Genomic DNA, 20,364 nt, shown 5'->3' with positions numbered 1-20,364 from the left:
CAGGATGAGCGTCATGAGTGACGCCGTTCCCGATCCCTCGCCCTCGACCCCCGGCACCCGGATCGGGCACGCCGAGCGGGAGTCCGCGGTCACCGCCCTGAAGCGGCACCACGAGGCCGGGCGGCTCGACGACGAGGAGTACCGGGAGCGTTCGGACCGGGCGCTCGCGGCGCGGGCGCAGCACGAGCTGGACGCGCTGTTCACCGACCTGCCGGCGTCGTCCCCCGGGCACACGCCGCCGGCCGGGCCGATCACCGCCACCCCGGAACCCGTTGCCGCGCCGGGGATTCCCGACACCACCGACCGCAGCGTGCTGAAGCTCCCGGAGCCGTACGCAACCACGGTGGTGTCGATCACGCCGATCCTCGCGGTGATCCTGTTCTTCGTCACCGGCACCTGGCTGTGGTTCCTGGCCATCCCGATCGTGGCGCTGCTGGTCTACGGCCCGGAGGGACGCCCGGACACGGGTCCGGAGGCGGCCCGGAAGCGTCAGCGCGACAAGGGACGCAAGCGCGACCGGGACTGAGCCGACCGCCGATCAGCTGCTGCGTTCGCGGTGGGTGGCGAGACGGTTGCGCAGGGTTCCGGCGAACGACTCCGCGATGCGGAGCTGACCCCGCAGGGCGTCGCACCGGGCGTCGGCGGCCACCCGGTACATGGCCAGGCGTTCCACGGTCTGCTCGTGGTCGTCGCCCGAGGTGTCGTCGTCGAGTTTGTCGAGCACGCCCAGCAGGTCACGCATCTCGTCGAGGCTGAAGCCCAGCGGCTTCATGTCTTTGACCAGCTGGAGCCGCGCCACGTCGGCCTCCAGGTAGAGCCGGAAACCGCCCTGGCTGCGCGCCGAGGGCGCGATCAGGCCGACCTCTTCGTAGTACCGGATCGTGCGCAGGGAGAGTCCGACACGCTCGGCCACCTCGCCGATGTGCATCGTGGGCTCCGACATCTCTCCCCTTCGCACCGTTCGCCATGTCAGTTCAACCAGGCCGAACGGCACTGGGAGCGCGGCACCGTTCACCAGCCGCGACGGGTCAGTTTACGCAAGCCAACACTACCCTTGTCGGCCGTCTGCCAGATATGCCCTGAGAGCAGCCTGAGAGACACTCACGCGGCGCAATACCTGCGATCGCTCCCGCCCGAGCCAGGGCCGCGACGAGCCTCCCGGGGCGTGAGCTTTGCGGGCGTCAGGCCGGGCCGGATGAGATCCGCGCAACAGGCGGGGCAAAACGGGTGGGGCCGGGACGATCCGCCCCGGCCCCACCCCTGGCTGCGCCGGTCAGGCCGGCTTGCCGAAGGTCTGGGTCCAGTAGTTGTTGTCCCAGCCCAGGCCCATCTCGGTGTAGGTGCAGTTGAGGATGTTCGCCTTGTGGCCCTCGGAGTTCATCCAGGCGTCCATCACCGAGGCCGGGGAGGTCTGACCCTGGGCGATGTTCTCGGCGGCGGCGCTGAAGTTGTAGCCGGCGTCGGACATCCGGTCGAACGGACTGCGGCCGTCCTGGCTGTCGTGGCTGAAGTAGTTGTTCTCGTTCATGTCTTCGCTGTGCAGCTGCGCGGCCTTGGTCAGTTTGGAGTTCAGCTTGAGCGCCTTGCAGCCGGCGGCCGCGCGCTCGTCGTTGGTGATCTCCAGGACCTTCTGGGCGTAGGTGGCGGCCTTGCCACTGCCACTGCCGCTGCCCGTGTCACTCGTCGGCGCGGTGGTGCTGGGCTTGCTGCTCGACGTGGTGCTCGGTTTGCTGGTGGTGGTCTTGCTCGGCGTGGCCGTGGTGGTGGGCTTGGCCGTCTTCTTCGGGTTGCTCACCGTGAACGTGCTGGTGGAGACGGTGGCGGTCTTACCGGCGCTGGAGGTGAGCACGCTGACCGTGTATTTGCCGTTGGGCAGCGAGCCGGTCTTGAGTTTCAGCGCGTAGGGCGCCTTTTCGTCTTTGATCACGAGCCGCTTCTTGCCGTCGACCACGAAAACCACCAGGCTGCCGGCCTTCACCTTGGCCGGGCCCTTGACCGTGTAGGTGCCCTTCACCGTGCCGAGGTCTTTCGGCGCGCCGGCGGCCTTGGCGGCCTGCGGTGTGGTGGTGGGGGAAACAGTGGACGACGAGGTGGGCGTGCTGTCACCGGTGCTGAAATTGGCGGAGGCGAGCTTGGTGTCGGACTCCGACGACCCGAACAGCTTCGGCCCGAGAAATACCGCCACGAGCGCGATCAGGGTCAGCGGAGCCAGGACGAGGATGGTGTTCCGCGTCCAGTTCGTTGACTGGCTGTGCATGAGGACAAGACTCCCGAGACTGCTCGCGGCGGCTGCTATCTGCCTCGAAAGCTAGCACCGGGCCGGTCCGGCGAAAATGGCCAATCGGCCTCTGACCTCGTCACCTGCGGTGTTCCGACGAGGCTTAACACAGGCTTGGCGGTGCCTTGCGCCCCGACGCTGCACCTCCGGCGTGTCGTTACCGGCTGTGCCGCGTGAGGTCGTCGCTCTCGGTGTCGCGCAGCCGGGCCAGGGCGGGCGCGTACATGCGCTGCTTGATCAGGCCGAGGGTGGGGCCGGCCTTGCCCGCCAGGTCACTCGCCTGCTTCACGGCCGCCGGAAGCACCTGATCCTCGGCCACGGCGAGGTCGACGATGCCGGCGGCCAGAGCGTCGGTGCCGCCGTAGCGCCGGCCCGTCGTCATCGCCTCGTGCGCCGTGCGCGGTGCCAGGCGGCCGAGAATCAGCGCCGTCATGCCGCCGGTGAACGGGATACCGAGATCCACCTCGGGCAGGCAGAAGAAGCCGCGGTCGGCCCGCATCACCCGGAAGTCGTGGGCCAGCGTGAGCATGCCCCCGGCCGCGAACGCGTGCCCCTGCACCGCGGCCACCGTCGGGACCGGTAGCTCGAGCAGTTTGGCGAACAGTTCGTGGGCGGCGATGACGTAGTCGGCGAACTGCTGCTCGCCCTGCTCGTTCAGCCACTCCAGGTCGAGCCCGTTGGACCAGAACTTGCCGGTGGCCGTGGTCACCAGCGCCCTGGGCCCCTCGGTGTGGGCCACGTCTTCGAGCACCCCGCTCACCACGGTCATCCAGTCCGGGGTGAAGCGGTTCTCACCGTCGCCGAGGTCGAGCACGAAGACGTCGCCGGTCCGGGTCACACTGGGCATGGTCGGGGCTTCTCCTCATCCGCCGTTGAACTCTGGGCTGCGACGCTGCGCGAACGCGGTGACCGCCTCGACCAGGTCTTCCGAGGACATGAACGCCGCGTTCCAGGCCGCCACGTGTTTGAGACCGTTCTGCACCCTACTCGCCCGTTCCGCGTCGAGAACCCGCTTCACGCCCTGAACCGTCAGGGGCGGGTTGGCCGCCACCTCGTGGGCGAACTCGCGGGCCGTGGCCAGGGCCTCCCGCGGGTCGTCGAGCACCCGGTTCACCAGACCGATCCGCGCGGCCCAGGCCGCGTCGACGTCCTTGCCGGTCAGGGCCAGTTCGCGGAAGTGCCCGTCGCCGATGATGGCCGGGAGCCGGTGCAGGCTGCCGAGATCCGCGACGATCGCCATCCGCACCTCACGCAGGCTGAACATTGCCTCGGCACTGGCGTAACGCACGTCACAGGCGGCGATCAGGTCGACACCGCCGCCCACGCACCAGCCACTCACCGCGGCGGCCACCGGTTTACGGCAGTCGGCGACGGTGGTGACCGCGTCCTGCATGGCCCGGATCTCGTCGTGCAGCCGGGTGCGCGGGCCGGCCAGCCCGGGCTCCCCGCTGAACAGGCCCTGCCAGCGCTGCCCGAAGGCGACCAGGTCGAGGCCGTAGGAGAAGTTGCCGCCCGACCCGGTGAACACCACGGCGCGCACCGACTCGTCGCGGTCGAGCGCCCGGAACACCCGCGGCAGCTCGGTCCAGAGGTCCGGCCCCAGCAGGTTTCCGCGGCCCGGGCCGACGAGCGTCACCTCGGCCACCGGCCCGTCGCGGACCACCTCCAGCGCCACGAGCGGATCGCCCGGGATCGTGATCTCGCCGTTCGTGCCGCCGTCCGTGCCGTCGTCCGTGCCGTCGGTCATGCCGCGCCCGCTCCCCGTTGCCCGCTTTGGCCTCGATCGGAACCCTGGAACACGGACCCACTGTAGGTCGGCCCGGCGGGCGGCGCCCTTCCGGCAGGATGGCCCGGACGGCAGAGGTTCCGGCGCGAGAGGGCAGCGATGGCGACGAGTCGTTCGGGCGGCGAGAAGGCGGGCGGCCGGGCAGGTGGGCAGGCAGGCGGGCAGGCAGCCGGCGGCCGAACGGGCGGCCAGGCAGACCGGAAAGCCGGCAGCACAGTGGACGGCACGGCGCGCGGCTCGGCAGACGGCACAGCCCGTGACCCGGTGACGGACCTGCGCCGGATCGCCTTCCTGCTGGAGCGTTCGCTGGCCTCGTCGTACCGGGTCAAGGCCTTCCGCGGGGCCGCGACGGCCCTGCTCGCCCTGGAGCCGGGACAGATCGCGCGGGCGGCGGGGAACGGGGAACTGACGTCGCTCAAGGGGGTGGGCGACAAGACCGCGGCGGTGATCGCGCAGTCGCTGGCCGGGCAGGTGCCGGACTACCTGGCCAACCTGGAGCAGGAGGCGCTGGAGCCCCTGGCCACCGGCGGCGAGGAGCTGCGGGCGGCGCTGCGGGGCGACTGTCACAGCCACTCCGACTGGTCCGACGGTGGCTCACCACCGGCCGAGATGGCCTGGAGTGCGAAGGAACTCGGGCACGACTACCTGGTGCTCACCGACCACTCACCACGGCTGAAGGTGGCCAACGGCCTGAGCGCGGAGCGGTTGCGCCGCCAGCTCGACATCATCGAGGTGATCAACCAGCAGCTGGCACCGTTCCGGGTGCTCACCGGCATCGAGGTGGACATCCTCGACGACGGCACGCTGGACCAGGACCCGGAGCTGCTCGCCCGGCTCGACCTGGTGGTGGCGAGCGTGCACTCCAAACTGGCGATGCCGGCGAAAGCCATGACGCGGCGCATGCTCACGGCGATCGAGAACCCGCACACCGACGTGCTCGGGCACTGCACCGGCCGGATGGTGCGGCCGCGCGAGGGCCGCAACCCGAAGGGCCGGGCCGAGTCGGAGTTCGACGCCGCCGCCGTGTTCGCCGCCTGCCAGGAGCACTCCACCGCGGTCGAGATCAACAGCCGCCCGGAGCGTCTCGACCCGCCGCGCCGGCTGCTGCGCCAGGCGGTGCAGGCCGGGTGCGTGTTCGCGATCGACACCGACGCCCATGCCCCGGGCCAGCTGGACTGGCAGATCATCGGGACGTCGCGGGCGGCGGAGTGCGGGGTGGGCGCCGACCGGGTGATCAACACCTGGGGGCCCGACGAACTGATCGCCTGGACGAAGGACTGAGCCCGGGCAGACAAAGACCCCGCCGGGATAAACCCGCGCTGCGTCCCTGACACGCAGCCCGCATTTGCTCCCGGCGAGGCAAGAGAAAGCCTCCACCATGAGCGCCTCTCTCGGCAACGGACTTGCCGATAAAGGCACAGAAGTTGTCAATCCGTGACGTAGCGATCACCGCCCAGAACGCCGGGCCTGAAACAGAATCGCGCTCAGAAAACATTCCGTCACCTACCGAAGCGGCCTTAATCACCCCGAATTACTGACACCTTTTCATGGCTCGGGAATATCCATTCAGGACGGGATGCGCGGGACCAGCGCCATGGGCAGCCCACGCTTCGGCCTCAGCGTGACGAGCGCCTCCAGCCGGGGTGGCCGGACCCCGGCCGGACGGCGCACGGCCCGGTCACGCAGCAGGGTCGCCAGCAGCAGCACCGACTCGACCAGCGCGAAGTCCCGGCCGATGCAGAGCCGGGGGCCGGCGCCGAAGGGCAGGTAGGCCGGATTGCGGTCCACGCCGAGGAATCGCTCCGGGTCGAAACGCTCCGGCTCGGGCCAGTTCGCGGCGCTGCGGTGCAGCAGCCAGGGACTCACGATGATCAGGGTGCCCTCGGGCACGTCCACCCCGTCGACCGTGTCCGGCCCGGTGGCCCGGCGGGTGATCACCCAGGCCGGCGGGTACAGGCGCAGCGCCTCGTCGACCACCGCCCGGGTGTAGCGCAGGGCGGGCACGTCGCCCCAGGCCGGTGGGCGCCCGGCGAGCACCTGGTCGAGCTCGGCGTACAGCCTCTCCTGCACCTGCGGGGCGTCGGCCAGCAGGTGCAGCGTCCAGACCAGGCTGGAGGCGACCGTCTCGTGCCCGGCGATGACCAGGGTGACCAGCTCGTCGCGGATCTCGCGCTCGGTCATCCAGGCGGCGCCCGACTCGTCCGCCCCCGCCCGCAGCAGCACGGCGAGCAGGTCCGCGTCGTCCTCCCCCACCCCCTGGGCCCGGCGGCGGGCCACGATGTCGGCCGTGATCCGGTCGAGAGTGGCCACGGCGGAACGCATCCGGAGCGCGGACGGGGTGGGCAGCCGGGACAGCGGGCCGACGGCGAGCGGGTTGGTGGCCCGGGCGATCACCTGGCGCAGGGCCCGGTCGACGGCGTGCACGAGTTCCTCACCGGCGGAGGAGAGGTCGTCGGCGAACAGGGTTCTGCCGACCACCGTGAGCATGGCCTGCATGATCGCCGCCTCGGCGTCGATCGGCGCGTAGGGCGGCACCCGGTCCCAGGCCGCGCGCAGCTGCTCACCGGCGGCCACGGTCGACACCGCGACCTGGTCGAGACCGCCGTGGTGGAACGCCGGCTGGAGGGTGCGGCGGTGCCGGCGCCACACCTCGCCGTCCGAGGTGAGCAGCCCCGAGCCGGTGACGAGCGACAGGGCGCCGTACTGGATCGTGGCCTTGCTGTAGTTGCGGTGGTTGCGCTGGAGCACGTGACGCGCACCGGCGGGCGTGTTCACCAGCAGCACCGAGCTGGTCGGCATGGGGAACGCGACCAGGTCGCCGTGCCGGTCGACGACGCGCTCCAGCCAGGCCAGCGGGTTGCGCATGATCGCGGGGACGCCGCGGATCATGTCGAGCGGTAGCGGCCCGTCGGCGTCCAAAATCGTGTATTTGGCATTGCGACGGGGCGAGAACGGCGGCGTGGGTGCGGAACTCAACTCAGAGATACAACCCCGTGCGGTCGTCCTCCACCCGCGGCGCGGCCACGGCGTGGATGTCGCGCTCGCGCAGCAAGATGTAGGCCTTGCCGTGCAGCTCCACCTCGGCCAGGTCTTCCGGGTCGTAGAGCACCCGGTCGCCGACCTGCACCTGGCGCACGTGCTGACCGATGGCCACCACCTCCGACCAGGCGAGCCGGCGGCCGACCGAAGCGGTGGCGGGAATCACGATGCCGGCGCTGGAACGGCGCTCCCCGGCGTCTTGGTCGACCGAGACGAGGAGCCGGTCGTGCAGCATGCGGATCGGCAGCTTGGCCGGGTCGTCGGTGGGGAAGGCGGACACCTCAGCCCCGGCCGCGGACGAAGACCAGCACCCCGGCGATCACGACGAACGCCCCGGCCACGGCGGCCAGCCGCTCGGTGCGCAGTTCGCCCTCGGGGGTGTGCGTGACCGTCTGGAGCCGCTCGGACAGCGCCGCGGCACCGCGCCGGGCGATCTCCTTGGGCTGGGCCCGGCCGGACAGCTCGTCGATGGTGGCGGCCAGGCGCTCGCGGCGTGCCTGGATCTCTTTCTCCAGCTCGGAGGGCGAACCGGAGATCGCTTCGTCGCTCATGGCAGCCTCTCTCAGACCTTCAGGGCCTTGCGCAGGGACGCGACGTGCCCGGTGGCCTTCACGTTGTATCTGGCCAGCTCGATCTTGCCGTCGGCGTCGACCACGACGGTGGACCGGATGACCCCCACGACCTTCTTGCCGTACAGGCTCTTCTCGCCCCAGGCGCCGTAGGACTCGAGCACCTCGTGCTCCGGGTCGGACAGCAGCGGGAAGGTGATGGCGTCGCGCTCGACGAACTTGGCCAGTTTGGCCGGCTGGTCGGGCGAGACGCCGACCACCACGAACCCCTCGGCCTGGAGCGCGGCGAGGCTGTCGCGGAAGTCGCAGGCCTGCTTGGTGCAGCCCGGGGTCATCGCGGCCGGGTAGAAGTAGACGATGACGCGCTGCCCGGCGAAGTCGGTCAGCGAGACGGTCGACTCGTCGGCCGCGGTCAGCGTGAACGCCGGCGCGGCGTCGCCGACCTCGAGCTTGGCCACGCGGAACTCCTCTGTAGCTGATCGGCGATCTGTTCAGGTGTGTGGCCAGCCTACCGGGACCCCGGTTGATAGCAGCACGACGTCCCGGTCCGGACCTCCCGGCGCAGCCTGCCCCCGAGTTCGGCGTGCTGGGCCTCGATCCGGTCCAGCGCCCGGCGGATCGCCTTCGCCACGGCGGTGCGGGCCCGTTCGGCGGCCCCGGCGAACTCCCGCGGGCGACCGCCCAGACCGGTGGCCGCGGCCAGCTCGGCGATCAGCCACTCCCGCTCGTCCCGTGCCCGGTCGGCCTCGGCGGTCCGGGCGGCGTCGGTGGCCCGGGCGATCTGGGTGTCCAGCTCGGCCAGCCGGCGCCGGTACTGCTCGCGGGCCTGCGGATCGAGCACCGTCTGACCGGCCTCCTCGGGGGCGGCCCCGGCCAGCCGCACCGCCGGAACCGGCCGCCCCGGGTTGTCGAACAGCACCGCGAGATGTGCCATGCCCACCGAGTTCTCCACCTCGACCACCGCCTCGCCCAGCTCCAGCCGCCAGAACCGGCCCTTTCTGCGGTATTTCACCGTGCGCGCCGGCATCCCGAGCGGAGCACCGGCGAGATTGTCGGCGGGCAGCGGGATCCCGAGCTCGTCGGCCAGCGCCGTGGCCCGCTCCCGGTGCACCCCGGCCTCGTACAGGTCGTAGGGCCGGCCCCGGGCCTCCAGCGCGGCCGCGAGCCGCCACCGGGTCAGGGCCAGGGCCGGGCGGTGACCGAGGGCGAGGTTGTCGCAGACCGCGTCGTGCAGGTGGTCGATGGCCCGGTCGGCGTCCTGGGCGTGCAGTGCGGCGGCACCGAGCACGTCGGAGGCCGAGCCGAAACAGGCCACGGCGAGCGAGGCCATCACCGGCAGCCGGGCGTGCGGGGTGAGCTCGGCGGCGCATCGGGCCACCAGGTCGCAGTCGTCCACCCACTGACCGGCGCGGATCGCGTGGTGCAGGGTGAGCAGCCGGGTGCTGTTGTCGGGCAGGTCCTCCGGGTCACCCAGACGGGCCAGCGCCCCGGCGGTCAGCACCCGGTCACCGGCGCCGGCCGCGGCCACCGCCAGGGCGGCGAAGTGCGAGCCGTCGAGGACGCCGACGGTCGGGGAGTCGGCGGTCGCGCGCACCAGCGGCAGCAGCTCGCCGACCCGGCCCTGGAACCAGCGGATCGCGATCATCTGGTGCACGTACCAGCCCTCGGCGTCGGCGTCCCCGGCCCGGACGCCGGTCTCGGCGCACTCCTGCGCTGCGCGTTCGGCGTCGGCCAGGCGGCCGGCCCGCACCAGCAGTGTGGTCTCGATCGCCTGCTGCACGAAACGGGCCGCCGGATGGTCCTTTCCGGCCAGCAGGTCACGCAGCTCGGAGAGGTTGCGGCCGGCGTTCGGGTCGGCGGCCAGGAAAAGGTCGACGCAGTGCCAGAGCACCCCCATGATCAGGTCGGAGCGGCGGCCGGTGGCGGCGGCCACGTCGATCAGCCGGGCGGCCAGCCGGCGTCGCTGCGCCCCGTGGGCCGGGCCGAGCAGGCAGTGGTGGGCCAGGCTCAGGGCCTCGGCCAGGGCCACCGGATCGCCCTCGGCACGGGCCTGCTCGACCAGCGCGATCACGTTGCGCGCCTCGCCCGCGGCGTAGTCCGCCTCGGCCGCCAGCCGGATCCGCAGCCGCAGAGCCCGGGGATCGTGCAGCGACAGGCCGGCCAGGGCCTCCTGCTGCCGGGCCCGCACCTCGGCGGCGGCCGACAGGGTGCGGTGCTCGTGCACCCACAGACCGCCCAGCCCGAGCGCCGCCTCCGCGGTCAGCCGGGCGTCCCCCTCCGCCCGGGCCAAGATCAGCGCGGACAGGTGCTCCCGCCGACTGCGCGCCAGGTCACCGTCCTGGTGCAGGGCCTGCCCGGCACCCGCCAGCAACCCCGCCGCCCCCGCCCGCACCGGCACCGTCCCTGCCCGGGACACGAGCCGAGCCGCACCGTCCATCGACCGGTTCCCCCTCCGCCGCCCATCGTCTTCGCAGACAACTCGCGCATCAGGAGAGCCCCGGCGGCGCCCGGCGGATACATCGTCCGGGCAACCAGAACGGGCAGGGCCCGTTCCCGGCCGGGAACGGGCCCTGCGTCGGTTCAGCAGCTCGACTTCCAGTGGGCCTCCCGCAGGTAGGGGAAGAACTCCGGCTCGAGCCGGCCGGACCAGCTGACCTTGGTGACGTAGTCCTGGTAGCTCTTCACCATCTTGGTGCCGACCAGCGGGCCGGTGGTGAGCAGGAGGGTGCCGGCGGCCGTGCGGAACTCGAGCTCGCTGACCCAGGTGTCGTTGGTGTCGGTCGAGTAGGAGGTCAGGTCCACCTCGACCACCACCCAGTCGTCCGCCTGCTCGACGACGACCTGCGCACCGGGCCGGGCGATGCAGTCCCCCACGTCCCAGTACTCCGCCACGACCGCCACCTTGCGCGGATAGCCGTTCGGCGCGTCGACCAGCGTGCGGTCGTGCCCCGACGACGCCGCGAACGACGTGCCGGGCAGCGCCACCATCAGTGCCAGGGCCGCCACGACCGCCAGAACGACCTTCACCACAGGGCTTCTCGGCATCATGAGCAGTCCACCAGCCACCGCACGTCGTGAATGAACGGGAAGAGTCCCGGATCGAACGCCGTGGTCCAGCCGACACGGGTGCGGTACTTCGCGTTCTTCGTCGTCATGTCCGCGCTCGACAGCACCGGATCGTCGTACCGCGACGAGGTGTGCACCAGCTCGATCCCGCCGGAGGTCCGGAGGATGAGCTCGCTGGCCCAGGTGTCGGTGGGCTTGCTGGTGCTCGACACCATGTCCACGGTGATCGCCAGGTAGTTCCCGAACTGGACGAGCTCGACCCGCGCTCCCGCGTCGGCGGTGCAGTTGCCCACCACCCAGGCCTCGCCCACCGTCGCCACCTTCTCGGCGTCGTAAGGGTTCACGGCGACGAAGTCGCGTTCCCGCGCCGAGGTCGCCGCGAACGACGTGCCCGGCAGCGCCACCATCAGCACGGCCGCCGCCAACAGTGCCAGAATCACTTTCCTGACCGGATTTCTCGCCATCGTCGTCCCCTCTTCCTCAGCCCGCGATGCTCGGGCTGGTGCCGGGCATCATGTTGATGCCCAGATCGTGATTGGTGTTCGAACCGTCCACCGTCCAGAGCGTGTTCACCCCGGCGGCCTGGAAAGCCGTGTAGAACGTGCCCAGTCCGAGCGGTGCGGCAGCCGCCGGGCTGGTGCCGGGCGCCACGCCGAGGCCGTTGCCGATGTACCGCAGCTGGCCGGTGTCGGTGTTCAGCCCCCAGAGCGCGTGGTCGGTCGCCCGCTTGAAGGCGATCCAGTGCTCGTTCCTCGACGTGGTGACCATCGCCGGGCTGCTGTCCCGCTCGATCGGGATGCCGCTGTCGTGGCCGATGTTGTCGGTCCCGATCCACCACAGGTGCGGCTCGACATTGCCGCCGTTGAAGGCGATCTGGGCCGGCGAGAAGGCGTACCCGCTGGCCGACGGGTTGGTTCCGGGCTGGATGCCGAGCCCGGCGATGCCGGCGTAGGTGAGAAAGTCCCTCGACGGGTCGGTGCCCTGGAACTCGTAGCGCCACAACAGTTCGTCGGCCGAGCGCTGGAACACGATCACGATGTTCAGCCCGTTGCGGGTGATCGAGGGGCTGGCCCCGGGCATCATCTCGAAACCGGTGTCGTGCGGCACCCCGCTCCCGTCCACCCAGATCAGGTCGTGCGTGCGGGCGTCCTGGAAGGCGATGATCGGGTTCAGGTCGTCGTACGACGTGATCGACGGGCTGGTTCCCGGCTGCACCGGGTAGCCGGGGGCCACCTGACGGTCGACGCCGTTCGACCGGTGCACCCAGATCCGGTTGTCGGCGGCGTTGACGAACGCCGTGTCGCTGCGCTGGAGATTCTTCAGCCGGAACGTGGCGGTGCGACTGTTCTCCGCCACGGTGAAGCCGGGCATCTGGCTCTCGCCCGCGGCCAGCACCCGCAGCTGCCGGTTCGCGCCGACGAACGAGATGTGGATGTACGACGACTCCGGCAGCGCCGCGACCCGGCTCCCGCTCGCCCGCGGGGCCGCCGCCTGGGCTCCCTGCGCGGTCAGCCCGGCCGTCACGACCAGGGCCACCACCAGGGCCGAACGCCTCCACCACGATCTTCCGGTGGTTCGGGGCAATGACATGTGTTCTCCTCGGATCGTCCACCGGCGCCCCCACAGCGCCGGTACACCACAGAGGGCGTGTCACCGATGTGCCACTGATGTGCCACTGATGTGCCACCGGCGTGCCACCACCGGTGCGGGGCGGGTCGGCGACCCCCTAGGCTGAGCCCCAGCGCGCGAGTGGTGTAACTGGCAGCCACGCAGGATTTAGGTTCCTGTGCCTTCGGGCGTGGGGGTTCGAATCCCCCCTCGCGCACCGTTCCGTCCCGTTTGCCCTTCGTGACGTGCACCACAGGGCAAATCATGGACGACGTTGGGCCGTCCCAAAGCGCCCCTTTGACAACCCCTTTGGCTAGGCTCACGACACCCGTCTCGGAGTGCGAGACCGGGTGAGTCACCTCTTGAGCGTTTTCAAAACCTCACCTAACGTGGACGGCAGGTCATGAGTGCCAGCGCCAAGCCCCGGCTCGCTGGCCGGCAACCCTCCTCCGCGGTGGGGTGCTCCGGGTGAAGACCTGGCGGCGGCCGATCCCGGCCCGCTGCAAGCGCGGACCCGTGCACGTCGGGTCCCAGACCCGAGGAGAGCTCCGTCATGTCTGCTTCGCCGTCGTTCCGTCACAGCCGCTACCGCCAGGCCCACCAGGGTGTGGCCACCCCGGCCAGCGGCATCTCCACCTTCGCCTCGCCCGAGGTGGCCCGCGCCAGCGCCCCCGCCGACAGCAACACCACCGGCAGCGCCCCGGCCCTGACCCCCGCCCGGCTGCCGATCGGCCCGCTGCTGCCGGTGGTCGGCGGCAACCTGGCCGCCCCGCTGGCCGGCGGCGGCCGCACCGCCCGCGCCGTCAACCTGGACTACGCCGCCAGCGCCCCCGCCCTCCAGGCCGTGGCCGACCACGTCACCGAGGTGCTGCCCTACTACGCCAGCGTGCACCGCGGCGCCGGTTACGCGTCCCAGGTCAGCACGGCGCTGTACGAGAGCGCGCGGCAGACCGTGGCGAAGTTCGTCGGCGCCCGGCCCGGCGACCTGACCGTGTTCACCCGCAACACCACCGACGCCCTGAACCTGCTGGCCGGCGCCGTGCCGGACGACGGCGAGGTGGTGGTGCTGGACGTCGAGCACCACGCCAACCTGCTGCCCTGGACCAGCCGCCGGCACCGGCTGATCCCGACCGCGGGCACGATCGCCGAGACCGTCGCCGCGCTGGAGGCCACGCTCGCCGAGCGCCCGGCCGCGCTGGTCGCCGTCACCGGGTGCAGCAACGTGACCGGCGAGATCCTGCCGGTCGGCGAGATCGCCCGGATCGCCCACGCCCACGGCGCGCGCGTCGTGGTGGACGGCGCCCAGCTGGTGCCCCACCGCCGGGTCGACATCACCGCGCTCGACGTGGACTACCTGGCCTTCTCCGGCCACAAGCTCTACGCGCCGTTCGGTTCCGGCGTGCTGATCGGCCGGTCCGACTGGCTCGACGCCGCGCAGCCGCACCAGAAGGGCGGCGGCGCGGTGCGCTCGGTCGGCACCGACGGCCAGGCCGTCTGGACCACCGGCGTGGCGCGGCACGAGGGCGGCACCCCGAACGTGATCGGCGCCGCGGCGCTGGCCGCGGCCTGTCGGGCGATCGACGAGCTGCCCGAGGGCGCGGTCGAGGAGCACGAGGCCGCCCTGTCGGCGCGGCTTCTCGAGGGTCTGGAGCAGATCCCGGGCGTGCGCGTGCTGCGGGTCTGGTCGGACAGCGCCGACCGGGTCGGCGTGGTCGGCTTCACCGTGGAGGGCCACGAGGCCGCCCGGGTCGCCGTGTACCTGTCGGCCGAGCACGGCGTCGGCGTGCGCGACGGCAAGTTCTGCGCCCACCCGCTGCTGGCCCGTCTCGACGTCACCGGCGGCGCCCTGCGCGCCAGCCTCGGCCTGGGCTCGCGCAGCGACGACGTGGAGCGCCTGGTCCACGCCGTGCGCACCCTGGTCACCGAGGGCGAGAAGATCGAGTACACGCAGATCGACGGCGCCTGGACGCCCGCGAACGACGACCGCCCGGCACCGTCCTGGTCCACCTGGGGCGCCACCAACCCGGTCGACACCGGCTCCGAATGCGGCTTCTGATCAGGCTTCTCGGTCACCGCTGATCACGCGGTGCCGCCCCCGGGCGGCACCGCGTGATCCGGGACGGCGGTGATCTGGCTCCACGGTGTGGGCCGGCCGTACAGCCAGCCCTGACCGCGGTCGGCGCCCACGGACCGGCACAGCCCGGCCTCGTGCTCCACCTCGATCCCCTCCATCACCACCCGGATCCCCAGCCGGTGCGACATCCGGACCACCCCGTCCACGATGGCCAGGGTCTTCGGCTCGGTGCCCAGGCTCTGGGTCAGCGACTTGTCGATCTTCAGTACCTGCACCGGCAGCCGCCGCAGGTAGCCCAGGGCCGAGTAGCCGGTGCCGAAGTCGTCGATGGCCAGCTCCACACCCAGCGCCCGCAGCTCGGCCAGGGCCGCCATCGCCGGGTCGTCCTCGTCCACCAGGATCGCCTCGGTGATCTCGACCACCACCAGGCCGGGCGGCACCGCCAGCCGCACCAGGTGATGCCGCATCAGCTCGACGAAACCGGGCACCCGCAGCTGGATCGGCGAAGCGTTGACCGCGACGCTCAGCCCGGCGGCGAACACCCCGGCCCGCGACGCCTCGGTCAGTGTCTCGCTGAGCAGCTGCTCGCCGAGCGCCACCACCATCCCGGTCTGCTCCGCCACTGGGATGAACTCCTCCGGCGAGATCGGGCCGAGTTCCTCGTCGGTCCAGCGGGCCAGTGACTCGAACCCGGTGAGCCGCCCGGTGGCCAGGTCGACGATCGGCTGGCCCACGGTGCGCACCGACCCGTTGGTGATGGCCAGGCGCAGCCGGTGCTCCAGCCGCAGACGACGTTCCCGCATGGCCGCCACCGGGCCGGTGTACACCTCGACGCAGGCGCGGCCCGCCTCCTTGGCCGCGGCCAGGGCCGCCGCCGACTCGGCCAGGTCGAGACGGCCCACCCCGACGCTGGCCGACATCCGGCTGCCCGGCGTCTCCCGTTCCAGGGCCGCACCCACGGCGGACCGCAGCCGTTCGGCGAGCGCCGCGCCGTCGGCCAGACCGCCCGGGGTGAGCACGGCGAACTCGTCCGCCCCGATCCGCGCCACCAGCACGTCGGCCGTGGCGAACTCGCGCAGCGCGTGGGCGGCGGCCACCAGCAGCCGGTCTCCCCCGCCCTGGCCGAGCAGCTCGTTGATCTCCTTGAACCGGTCCAGATCGAGGGTGAGCACGGCCCAGGGGCGGGGGCTGTGGTGCAGCTCGGCCATCCGGTCGATCAGCGCACGGCGGTTGGGCAGGCCGGTCAGCGCGTCGCGGAAGGCCTGGGCGCGCAGCCGCTCGGTGAGCCGTTGCCGCAGGTAGGCGCTGATCAGCTCGCGCACCAGGATCAGGCAGCCGAGCACGGCGAACAGTGCCAGCCCGCCGCGGGCCCGGGCGTCGGTGCCGCTGGTCCGGCCGAGCACCATGGCGGCCAGCACGGTGAGGGCGGTCAGGACCACGGTGACCTGCGCGGCCACCACCTCCTGCCGGTCGCGGGTGCTGTCCGAGTCGGCGGTCGGGTTGGAACGGCGGTAGCGGATCAGGCCGAGCGCGATCAGCGGCCAGGCCAGCGTCCACAGGGCCATCGACTCCCAGTGCAGGAGCCGCACCCCGTCCTCGTCCATCGGCAGGAACATCCCGGTCAGGTCGGCCAGTGCGTGGCAGGCCACCCCGGGCACGGCGGGCCACAGGCGGCAGCCGGTGTCGCGCAGGCAGACCAGCAGCACGATGCCGAAGATCGCACAGTCGCCGAAGCAGATCGCACCGTTGATCACGGTGGCCGAGGTGATCGCGTCGCCGGGCCCGACCAGCAGTGTGCGCCAGAACAGCAGGGTGATGCCGCAGGCCAGCATCAGGGCGTCGAGGCCGAGGCGGACGCCGGGCCAGTCCGAGCTGGAGCTGCGGGGTGCCCGGATCAGCGCGATCACGCCGATCGGCGCGCCGAGGGCGGAGATCGCGTCGCCGGGTGCGGGGTAGGCGAGCACGCCGTCGAGCAGATCGAGGGCCAGCACCACCTCACCGGCGCCCCACAGCAGCACCGCGCAGCCGAGCAGCAGGCGGAACGTCTCGTACGGCCGGCCCGGCACCCGGCCGCTGCTCAGGGCCGCGACCAGTCCGCCGGAGGCGACGGCGCTGAGACCCGAGCTCCACAGCCCGAACTCGTCGGTGAGGGAATCCGGTGCGAGCAGGCCGAGCAGCACGCAGCCGAGCGCACCGAGGGCACCGGCCACGAGCAGCGGGATCAGCGCAGGGTGCCCCGTGGCGTCGCCACTCCGGTCGCCCGGACGGCCCGCGCCCGGGTGGCCCGCCGCCACCTGCTGCATGCGGATTGCATCGGCGGCCCACCGGGGCGTGTGAAGGAAGCGTGACGGTTTCTCAATGAAGGAACTCTAGCCAAGGCGGGCACGGGGAGTGCCCGTTTGGGTGCAATCAGCCAACGGTCACCTGGATCGTGTGCCAGCCGGTAGCTCCGTCCGGGGCCGGTGGGGCGACGTCGGCGGTCTGCACCGCGCCGTCCCCGTCCGTCGCCCTGACCTGCACGGTGTGCCGCCCGGCCGGGGCGCCGGACCACGGCAGGTACCACTGCCGCCAGGTGTCCACGGTGTCTTCCGTGCCGAGCGTCGCCTCCTGCCAGGCGCCCTCGCCGATCCGCACCTCGACCTTGCCGATGCCCCGGTGCTCGGCCCAGGCGACACCCGCCAGCACGGTCTTTCCGCCGTCCACCGTTTCGCCGTTCGCCGGCACGTCGATGCGCGAACCGGTCTTCACCGGGCCGCGTTCCGACCAGCCCCTCGGCGTCCAGTAACCCTGCGCCCGGTCGAAACGGGTGACCTCGAGGTCGACCACCCACTTGGTGGCGGACACGTACCCGTACAGGCCGGGCACCACCATCCGCACCGGGAACCCGTGCTCCAGCGGCAGCGGCTCGCCGTTCATCCCGATCGCCAGGATCGCGTCCCGGCCGTCGGTCAGGGTCTCCAGCGGTGTCGACGCCGTCCAGCCGTCCGAGCTCTTCGACAGCACCATGTCGGCGTCGGCGCCCACCCCGGCCCGCTCCAGCAGCGGCTTGACCGGCAGCCCGATCCAGCGGGCGGTACTGGTCAGGTCGCCGCCCACCTCGTTGGACACGCACATCAGCGTGAGGTCGCGCTCCACCAGGTCACCGGCGACCAGCTGGTCCCAGGTCAGCGTGACCTCGCGGTCCACCAGGCCGTGGATGCGCAGCGACCAGTCCTCGGCCGTCAGCAGCGGCACGCTGAGAGCCGTGTCGATCCGGTAGAAGTCGGCGTTCGGGGTGAGGAACGGCTCCATCCCGTCCACCCCGACCTCCACACCGGAGGGCAGTGCCGGGGCCGGATCGGCGGGCGTCGGCAAGGTGAGCGCCTCGCGCGACGACTGCGCCCCGCGCAGGCGGGCTCCCAGCCAGTTGCCGAGGCCCCCGGCGGCCACCCCGAGCGCGAGGACGGCGCCGAGCCCGAGCACCGCCCGGCGCCCGGCCAGTTCCCCGGCCACGGTCCGCGGCGCGGCGGCGGCGTGCTCGCGGATCGCCCGCGCGAGGTGGGTCAGCACGAACATGCCGGCCGCCGCGCCCAGCAGACTCGGCAGGGCGGACAGCAGGCTGGCCTCCGGGCGGGTGGCGGCGGCCAGCGCGGCCAGCGTGCCCAGCCCGAGGACCAACCAGATCCCGGCGCCCCGGCCGCGCACCGTGAGGACGCCGGCGAGCGCGGAGAGCGCGGCGGCGATCAGGTAGGCGGTGCCGAGCAGCACCTGCTTGTCGTGGGTGCCGAAGGCGCTGATCGCGAAGTCCTTCAGCCACGGCGGCACGTTGGCCACCACCACGTCGCCGAGCGCGATCACCGGCGCGGAGGCCGGTGACACCACACCGGCGATCACCTCGGCCAGGCCGAGGGCGAAGACACCGGAGACCAGACCGGCGCAGGGGGCGAGCAGACGGGTTCTCATCGTGCGTCGAGCATGCCCTGTGCCGCTGTGAAAGACACCTGTCAGCCGCCCGGCCGCACCAGCCCGCTCTCGTAGGCCAGCACCACGGCCTGTGCCCGGTCACGCAGGGCCAGCTTGCCCAGGATCCGGCCGACGTGCGTCTTCACGGTCTGCTCGCCGAGTACCAGCGCGGTGGCGATCTCGCCGTTCGACAGCCCGGCGGCGATCAGGGTGAGCACCTCGGTCTCCCGGGGTGTCAGGGCCCGCAGGTTCTGTGCCGGGCGGGTGTCGGCGGCGGGGCGCCGGGCGAACTGCTCGATCAGCCGCCGGGTCACGGTCGGCGCGAGCAGTCCCTCGCCGGAGGCCACCACCCGCACGGCCTGCACCAGGTCGGCGCTGCGCGCGTCCTTCAGCAGGAACCCGCTGGCCCCGGCCCGCAGCGCCTCGAACACGTAGTCGTCGAGGTCGAACGTGGTCAGGATGAGCACCCGGGGATGCCGGGAGCCGGGCAGGTCCATGATCCGCCGGGTGGCCTCGATGCCGTTGAGGTTCGGCATGCGCACGTCCATCAGCACCACGTCGGGCTCCATCGTGCGGGTCACGTGCACCGCCTCCAGCCCGTCGGCGGCCGCGCCGACCACGTCCAGATCGGGCTGGGCGGCGAGCAGCGCGGAGAACCCCTCACGCACCATCGCCTGGTCGTCCACGACCACGACCCTCGTCATGCCTGTCCTTCCGCGTCGGCGGGCAGGACCAGGTGCACGGCGAAACCCTCGGCCGTCGGCCCCACCTCGATCCTCCCGCCCGCCGCCACCGCGCGTTCCCGCATCCCGACGATCCCGTGCCCGGGCTCGGCCGGGGCGCCGCCCGGCCCGCTGAGACTGACCACCGTGAGCTCCACCCCGCGCCCGTCGCCCCGCGCCCGAAGGCGCACCGGTGTGCCGGGGGCGTGCCGGGCGGCGTTGGCCAGGGCCTCCTGGGCGATCCGGAAACCGGCCAGGGACCGGCCTTCTCGCAGTCCGTCGAGATCACCGGAGATGTCGACGTCGAGCCGTACCCCGGCCCGGCGGGTGGTCTCGATCAGCTCGCCGAGCCGGTGCAGGCCGGGTTGCGGGGCGTCCTCGGCCTCCACGTTCTCCTGGCGCAGCACCGCCAGCAGCGCGCGGGTCTCGGCCAGCGCCGAGCGGGCGGTGCCGGAGATCGACAACAGCTCGTCCCGGGCGGCGTCGCCGATCTCCGGCACCCGGTAGGGGGCGGTCTCGGCCTGCACCACCACCAGGGACATGTGGTGGGCCACGATGTCGTGCAGATCGCGGGCCAGCCGGGCGCGTTCCTCCAGCACGATGCGCCGGTCCCGCTCCACCTCGCTGACCTCGGTCTGCCGGCGCAGGTCCTGCCGGGTGCGCAGCAGCCGGCCGGTCAGCACGCCGATCAGCAGGATGGCGCCCAGTCCCACGGCCCAGCCACCGCGCTCACCCGGCGGCAGTCCCCACCAGAACAGCGCCGAGGTGAGCAGCCAGGCCACGGCGCCCTCACGCACGGTGCGGGTGACGCCGGTGGCGAACAGCAGCACGAACACGATCAGCCCCTGCACCACCTCCCAGGGCCAGACCGCGCGCTGCTCCTGCGGCAGCACCAGGGCGAGCACGAACGCCGAGGCCACGCTGAACAGCAGCGCGGGCATCGGCCGGGTCAGCACGAAGGCGAACGGCAGGGCGATCACCAGGGCGACGAAGAACATCGGCCCGGTGCCCGCCACCCGGGTGTCGTAGGTGAGCTGGGCGGTGCCGAAGGCGATCCAGTACAGCGCCACCGTCACCAGCAGCACCAGACGCAGCTGCCATCGCCGGGCCGGGCGCCTGCCGGAGTCCACCAGCCGGTCCAGCAGCGGATCGGTGAGCGCCGCGAGGCCCCGGGCGAGCGGGGGGAACGGGTTCAGGCGCATACCCCGACCCTAGGCGGGCACGGCCGGCCCGTCGTCCCTCTGCGGAGCTACTTCCTCCCTCTGCGGTAGGGGGTGCGA

Annotated in this window: 19 protein-coding genes, 1 tRNA gene and 1 riboswitch; of the genes, 4 read left to right on the top strand and 16 right to left on the bottom strand. The window is 72.2% G+C overall.

Annotation, left to right across the window (positions count from 1 at the left end):
- Window positions 1-13: 13 nt before the first annotated feature.
- Window positions 14-526 (top strand): DUF1707 SHOCT-like domain-containing protein, encoded by a 513-nt coding sequence (locus KIH74_RS10335; RefSeq protein ID WP_214155624.1) that lies wholly within the window; start codon window positions 14-16, stop codon window positions 524-526.
- 12 nt (window positions 527-538) lie between these two features.
- On the opposite strand, the gene KIH74_RS10330 is transcribed toward KIH74_RS10335, so the two are convergent.
- The 4 genes from KIH74_RS10330 to KIH74_RS10315 all read right to left on the bottom strand — a co-directional run bounded on the left by KIH74_RS10330 (window position 539) and on the right by KIH74_RS10315 (window position 4,025).
- Window positions 539-943: a MerR family transcriptional regulator gene (locus tag KIH74_RS10330; protein ID WP_214155623.1), complete on the bottom strand. Its 405-nt coding sequence runs from the start codon at window positions 941-943 to the stop codon at window positions 539-541.
- Window positions 944-1,273: 330 nt separating this feature from the next.
- On the bottom strand, window positions 1,274-2,257 hold the full coding sequence (locus tag KIH74_RS10325) for a CAP domain-containing protein (RefSeq protein ID WP_214155622.1): 984 nt from the start codon (window positions 2,255-2,257) through the stop codon (window positions 1,274-1,276).
- A gap of 178 nt (window positions 2,258-2,435) precedes the next feature.
- Complete coding sequence (locus KIH74_RS10320) at window positions 2,436-3,125, bottom strand: enoyl-CoA hydratase-related protein (RefSeq protein WP_214155621.1); 690 nt, start codon at window positions 3,123-3,125, stop codon at window positions 2,436-2,438.
- A gap of 15 nt (window positions 3,126-3,140) precedes the next feature.
- Window positions 3,141-4,025 (bottom strand): crotonase/enoyl-CoA hydratase family protein, encoded by an 885-nt coding sequence (locus KIH74_RS10315; RefSeq protein ID WP_214155620.1) that lies wholly within the window; start codon window positions 4,023-4,025, stop codon window positions 3,141-3,143.
- 303 nt (window positions 4,026-4,328) lie between these two features.
- Between KIH74_RS10315 and KIH74_RS10310 the strand changes: the two genes are divergently transcribed.
- On the top strand, window positions 4,329-5,345 hold the full coding sequence (locus KIH74_RS10310; protein WP_308113706.1) for a PHP domain-containing protein: 1,017 nt from the start codon (window positions 4,329-4,331) through the stop codon (window positions 5,343-5,345).
- 285 nt (window positions 5,346-5,630) lie between these two features.
- On the opposite strand, the gene KIH74_RS10305 is transcribed toward KIH74_RS10310, so the two are convergent.
- From KIH74_RS10305 to KIH74_RS10270, 8 genes are all read right to left on the bottom strand, one after another.
- Window positions 5,631-7,040 carry a cytochrome P450 gene (locus tag KIH74_RS10305; RefSeq protein WP_214155618.1) on the bottom strand — a complete coding sequence of 470 codons (1,410 nt, stop codon included), beginning with the start codon at window positions 7,038-7,040 and terminating at the stop codon, window positions 5,631-5,633.
- 1 nt (window position 7,041) lies between these two features.
- Entirely contained in the window at window positions 7,042-7,338 is a 297-nt protein-coding gene (locus KIH74_RS10300; protein WP_214156106.1) for a GroES family chaperonin, read from the bottom strand.
- 46 nt (window positions 7,339-7,384) lie between these two features.
- Window positions 7,385-7,654 carry a DUF3618 domain-containing protein gene (locus KIH74_RS10295; protein WP_214155617.1) on the bottom strand — a complete coding sequence of 90 codons (270 nt, stop codon included), beginning with the start codon at window positions 7,652-7,654 and terminating at the stop codon, window positions 7,385-7,387.
- A gap of 11 nt (window positions 7,655-7,665) precedes the next feature.
- Window positions 7,666-8,130, bottom strand: coding sequence for a thioredoxin-dependent thiol peroxidase (bcp, locus tag KIH74_RS10290; protein ID WP_214155616.1), 465 nt, complete (start codon window positions 8,128-8,130; stop codon window positions 7,666-7,668).
- Between the two features lie 50 nt (window positions 8,131-8,180).
- Window positions 8,181-10,109: a hypothetical protein gene (locus KIH74_RS10285; RefSeq protein ID WP_214155615.1), complete on the bottom strand. Its 1,929-nt coding sequence runs from the start codon at window positions 10,107-10,109 to the stop codon at window positions 8,181-8,183.
- 143 nt (window positions 10,110-10,252) lie between these two features.
- Entirely contained in the window at window positions 10,253-10,699 is a 447-nt protein-coding gene (locus KIH74_RS10280; RefSeq protein WP_214155614.1) for a hypothetical protein, read from the bottom strand.
- Window positions 10,700-10,716: 17 nt separating this feature from the next.
- Complete coding sequence (locus KIH74_RS10275) at window positions 10,717-11,178, bottom strand: hypothetical protein (protein ID WP_214155613.1); 462 nt, start codon at window positions 11,176-11,178, stop codon at window positions 10,717-10,719.
- Between the two features lie 40 nt (window positions 11,179-11,218).
- The gene (locus KIH74_RS10270) at window positions 11,219-12,328 is read right to left on the bottom strand and encodes a hypothetical protein (RefSeq protein WP_214155612.1); all 1,110 of its coding nucleotides are present in this window, start codon (window positions 12,326-12,328) and stop codon (window positions 11,219-11,221) included.
- Window positions 12,329-12,481: 153 nt separating this feature from the next.
- On the opposite strand from KIH74_RS10270, the gene KIH74_RS10265 reads away from it, so the two are divergent.
- Window positions 12,482-12,563: transfer RNA gene (locus KIH74_RS10265), tRNA-Leu, on the top strand.
- Between the two features lie 182 nt (window positions 12,564-12,745).
- A riboswitch (SAM riboswitch) is annotated at window positions 12,746-12,861 on the top strand.
- Between the two features lie 38 nt (window positions 12,862-12,899).
- Window positions 12,900-14,402: an aminotransferase class V-fold PLP-dependent enzyme gene (locus KIH74_RS10260; protein ID WP_214155611.1), complete on the top strand. Its 1,503-nt coding sequence runs from the start codon at window positions 12,900-12,902 to the stop codon at window positions 14,400-14,402.
- A 23-nt stretch (window positions 14,403-14,425) separates the two neighbouring features.
- Here KIH74_RS10260 and KIH74_RS10255 read toward each other — a convergent pair whose 3' ends face one another.
- The 4 genes from KIH74_RS10255 to KIH74_RS10240 form a co-directional block, all read right to left on the bottom strand.
- Window positions 14,426-16,723 (bottom strand): putative bifunctional diguanylate cyclase/phosphodiesterase, encoded by a 2,298-nt coding sequence (locus KIH74_RS10255; protein ID WP_214155610.1) that lies wholly within the window; start codon window positions 16,721-16,723, stop codon window positions 14,426-14,428.
- A gap of 106 nt (window positions 16,724-16,829) precedes the next feature.
- Complete coding sequence (locus tag KIH74_RS10250) at window positions 16,830-18,362, bottom strand: molybdopterin-dependent oxidoreductase (RefSeq protein ID WP_214155609.1); 1,533 nt, start codon at window positions 18,360-18,362, stop codon at window positions 16,830-16,832.
- A gap of 41 nt (window positions 18,363-18,403) precedes the next feature.
- Window positions 18,404-19,066, bottom strand: a complete 663-nt coding sequence (locus KIH74_RS10245; protein ID WP_214155608.1) for a response regulator — start codon at window positions 19,064-19,066, stop codon at window positions 18,404-18,406.
- The gene (locus KIH74_RS10240) at window positions 19,063-20,286 is read right to left on the bottom strand and encodes a sensor histidine kinase (protein WP_214155607.1); all 1,224 of its coding nucleotides are present in this window, start codon (window positions 20,284-20,286) and stop codon (window positions 19,063-19,065) included. Before KIH74_RS10240 ends, KIH74_RS10245 begins: the two co-directional genes overlap by 4 nt.
- Between the last annotated feature and the right edge of the window lie 78 nt (window positions 20,287-20,364).

Origin of the sequence: Kineosporia corallincola (genome assembly GCF_018499875.1) — a bacterium.
In the GTDB taxonomy this organism is placed as follows: Bacteria; Actinomycetota; Actinomycetes; order Actinomycetales; family Kineosporiaceae; genus Kineosporia; species Kineosporia corallincola.
Note: the sequence above shows the minus strand (reverse complement) of the source record. Positions and strands in the feature narration are given on the sequence as shown.